Raw genomic sequence first — 4,130 nt, forward strand, 5'->3', positions numbered from 1 at the left:
CGGGGCTTCAAGTTCGAGACCTACGCCATCTCCCGGATCAAGGGCAACATCCTCGACGAGCTGCGGGCCATCGACTGGGTGCCGCGCTCGGTGCGGGCCAAGGCCCGCCAGATCGAGAAGGCCTACGCCAAGCTCGAGGCCCAGCTGCACCGGGCACCCAGCGAGGACGAGCTCGCCCAGGAGCTCGACATGACTCGTGAGCAGCTCCAGACCTCGCTGTCGAAGATCTCCTTCGTCGGCGTGGTGGCCCTCGACGAGTTCGTCGGCAGCGGCGACCGCGAGGCGGGCGCCACGCTGGGCGACACCATCGCCACCGCCGACGAGGGACCGGGCGACATGTTCGAGGTCCAGGAGATGCGCCACCTGCTGGGTGACTCCATCAACCGCCTCCCCGAGCGGGAGAAGGTCGTCCTCACCCTCTACTACTACGAAGGCCTGACCCTGGCGCAGATCGGTGACGTCCTCGGGGTCACCGAGTCCCGGGTCTGCCAGATCCACACCAAGGCCATCCTGCAGCTGCGCTCCCGCATGGCCGCAGCGCACCGCGAAACCGCCTGACGGGCGGGCACCCTCCCGCTCCCGGGCACCACCGCTTCCCCGAGCACCACCGCTTCCCCCAGCACCGGTCGCACCGCCCCTCCGGCGGCGGCCGTCGAGCCGAGGGGGAGCACCCTTGTCCCTGCGCCCAGCGCGCCCGACCTTGCAGGTCGTGGCGGCCGCCGCGACCGCGCTGGCCACCGTCATCGCCGTGGTTGCGGCCACCGCACCCGCCGGCGCCGAGCCACCGGCACCGGTGGTCCACAGCCCGCCGGTGGACGCACCCGTGGCCGACCCGTTCCGCCCACCGGTCACCGAGTACGGCCCCGGCAACCGGGGCCTGGCCTACGACCTGGCGCCGGCGACACCGGTGCGGGCTACCGCCGACGGGTCCGTCGTGTTCGCCGGCATGGTGGGGGCGAGCCAGCACGTCACCGTCCTGCACGCCGACGGCCTGCGCACCTCGTACTCGTTCCTCAGCGCGGTCGGTGTCCGGCGGGGAGACGCCGTGCGGCGCGGCGACGTGGTCGGCGAGGCCGGCCGGGGCTTCCACCTCGGGGCGCGCGATGGCGAGCACTACCTCGACCCCGAGTCGCTCTTCGGCGAGCGAGTCATCGACGTGCGGCTCGTGCCCCATGGCGAGCCGCTCCCACCGACCGACGCAGGCCTGTTGGCCGAGCAGGCATCCCTGCGGGACCTCGTCCGCCAGGAGGAGCCCGGACTGCTGCGGCGGACGGTGGACGCCCTCGTGCACCACGGTGCGCCCATCGTGGGCAAGGTCGCCGGTGCCGCCGAGGCGGCCTGGCACTCCTGGCGGGCGCTCACACCAGCTCAGGTCACCCGCCAGATCAACGAGTCCCTCGCCCGGCACCTCCTGCAGGACTGCACCGAGTCATCGGTGGTCCTCCAGCCCCCGGCGGGGGAGCGGGTCGCGCTCCTGGTCGCCGGGCTCGGCTCCTCGAGCGAGCACGGGGCGATCGACGACGTCGACCTGGACGCGCTCGGGTACGAGCCGTCCGACGTCGTGCGCTACCGCTACGGAGGTGGCCGCACTGCGACCGACGGCGACCTGCACCCGGGCCTGGCCGGACTCCCGGCGGGGACGTACGGCCCCGAGGACACGCTCGGCGACGTGGCCGAGCGGGGCCGGGAACTCGCCACCCTCGTCGAGCAGGCTGCCGCGGCACGTCCGGGGGTGCCCATCGACGTGTACGCCCACAGCATGGGTGGCCTGGTCACCCGGGTCGCGCTGCTCGAGCTCGCCGACCGTCCCGGGGGACTCGACGCGCTCGGGCAGGTGGTCACCATCGGCTCGCCTCACCGCGGGGCTGACCTGGCCACCGCTGCCCTGCTCTCGGAGAAGGGGTTGGTCCAGGACGTCGCCCACATCCGGAAGGTCTTCGACATCCCGATCGACCCCTACAGCACGGGCGTCCGCCAGCTCGCCGAGACCTCGGACCTCATCAAGGGTCTGCACACCGAGGGCGTGCCCGACGGGGTCGACCTGCGCACCGTCGCCGCACGCGGCGACCTCATCGTCACGGCGGATAAGGCCGACATCCCGGGGCGGCCCGCCGCCATCATCGACCTGAGCGGCCCGCGCGCGCACTCCAGCCTGCCCGGCGACCCCGACACGACCCGGGAGCTCCAGCTGGGCCTCGCCGGTCTGCCGCCGGCGTGCCAGCGCTTCGTCGACGCCGTCGCAGATGCCGTGGTCCCCGCCGTGATCTCGGGGATCACCGACGCCGTCGGCCTCGCCATGCTGATCCCCAACTGAGCGAGAGGAGCCGAGCCGCCAGGTTGGCGACTCGCCCCACAGATCGCCCCGCGTCGGTACCGGGACGTGCTGCACGCATCGACAGCGTGTGCCGCGGCCCGGAAGCCGGAGTTTCCCGGTGCCGGTGCGGGCTCCCCTACACTGCAAGGTCGGCCTGCGCACCCGCGTCGGCCACGTCCAGAATTCACCGATCGGGTCACCCCACGGTCGCGAACCCCCACCAGGGGCGGAGCGCCGGCCCGGTCGCAGTGCAACCGAGGGGCAACGCGAGGAGAAGCCGGTGGCCGTCGTCACCATGAAGCAGTTGTTGGAGGCCGGAGTCCACTTCGGTCACCAGACCCGTCGCTGGAACCCGAAGATGAAGCGCTTCATCTTCGGCGAGCGCAACGGCATCTACATCATCGATCTCGACCAGACGCTCCAGCGGATCGAGACCGCCTACGAGTTCGTGCGCGACCTGGTCGCCGGTGGCGGCACGGTCCTGTTCGTCGGCACCAAGCGTCAGGCCCAGGACGCCGTCCAGTCCTACGCCGAGAAGTGCGGCATGCCCTACGTGAACCACCGCTGGCTCGGCGGCATGCTCACGAACTACCAGACGATGAACAAGCGCGTGGCCAAGATGGCCGAGTACCAGCGCATGAAGACGTCCGGCGAGTTCGACGCCATGCCCAAGCGCGAGGCCCTGAGCAAGACCCGGGAGCTCGACAAGCTCGAGAAGTACCTCTCCGGCATCCGCAACATGGAGCGCCAGCCCGACGCCGTCTTCATCTTGGACACCAAGAAGGAGGCCATCGCGGTCACCGAGGCCAACAAGCTCGGGATCCCGATCGTCGCCGTGGTCGACACCAACTGCGACCCCGACAGCGTCCAGTACGTGATCCCCGGCAACGACGACGCCATTCGCTCCGGCACCCTCATGTGCCGCGTCATCGCCGACGCCGTCGCCGAGGGCCGCTTCATCGCGTCCAACCGCTCGCAGGTGCAGGCCTCCCGCGGCCTCCTCGACGAGGACAAGGTCGCCCAGGAGCAGGCCGAGGCTCGTCGCCTGGCCCTCGCCGAGGCCAAGGCCCGCGAGGCCCGCCTCGCCGGTGCCCCCACGGCTCCGTCCATCGCCAACGCCGCGCCGTCGGAGATCGCCGCGGCTGCCGAGGCCGAGCGCGAGCCCGAGGCCCCGGTCGCCGAGCCCCCGGTCGCCGAGGCCGAGGCGGAGGTCGCCGAGCTCGAGGCGGAGGTCGCCGAACTGGCGTCCGAGGTGGCCGAGCTCGAGGCGGAGGTCGCCGAGACCCCGACCGACACGCCTCCCGCCACGGAGACCACGGAGGCCTGAGTGGCTGACTTCACCGCCAAGGACGTCCAGGCCCTGCGCCAGGCCACCGGCGCCGGGATGATGGACGCCAAGAAGGCCCTCGTCGACGCCGAGGGCGACTTCGACGCCGCCGCCAAGAAGCTGCGCGAGAAGGGCCTCGCCAAGGCCGCCACCCGCGCCGACCGCGACAACGTGGAAGGTGCCGTGGCCGTCGCCGAGACCGACACGGCTGCGGCCATCGTGCAGCTCAAGTCCGAGACCGACTTCTCCGCCAAGTCCGCCGACTTCGTGGCCCTCACCCAGGACATCGCCGACGCGGTGGCCGCCGGGGGCCCGACCGCGGTCGAGCAGTTCGCCGGTCGCATCGACGACCTCAAGGTGACGCTCAAGGAGAACATCGACCTCGGCACCGTCACCCACGTCGAGAAGGGCGAGGGCCAGGTCATCGACACCTACGTCCACGTCCAGGACGGCCGCGGCGTGAACGGCGTCGTGACCGTGCTCGACGGC

The 4,130-nt window shown here is 71.9% G+C and carries 4 protein-coding genes; all 4 read left to right on the top strand.

The window, feature by feature from the left end:
• The coding region (locus VMN58_11625) for a FliA/WhiG family RNA polymerase sigma factor (GenBank protein ID HUF33844.1) at positions 1–558 on the top strand (558 nt) is incomplete at its 5' end.
• Positions 559–709: 151 nt separating this feature from the next.
• Positions 710–2,314, top strand: coding sequence for a peptidoglycan DD-metalloendopeptidase family protein (locus VMN58_11630; protein HUF33845.1), 1,605 nt, complete (start codon positions 710–712; stop codon positions 2,312–2,314).
• A gap of 280 nt (positions 2,315–2,594) precedes the next feature.
• Entirely contained in the window at positions 2,595–3,641 is a 1,047-nt protein-coding gene (gene rpsB, locus VMN58_11635; protein HUF33846.1) for a 30S ribosomal protein S2, read from the top strand.
• On the top strand, positions 3,642–4,130 hold a 489-nt coding region (gene tsf, locus VMN58_11640; protein ID HUF33847.1), incomplete at its 3' end, for a translation elongation factor Ts. It abuts the gene before it with no gap.

The sequence above is a fragment of the Acidimicrobiales bacterium genome (assembly GCA_035512495.1).
Lineage (GTDB): Bacteria > Actinomycetota > Acidimicrobiia > Acidimicrobiales > CADCSY01 > DATKDW01.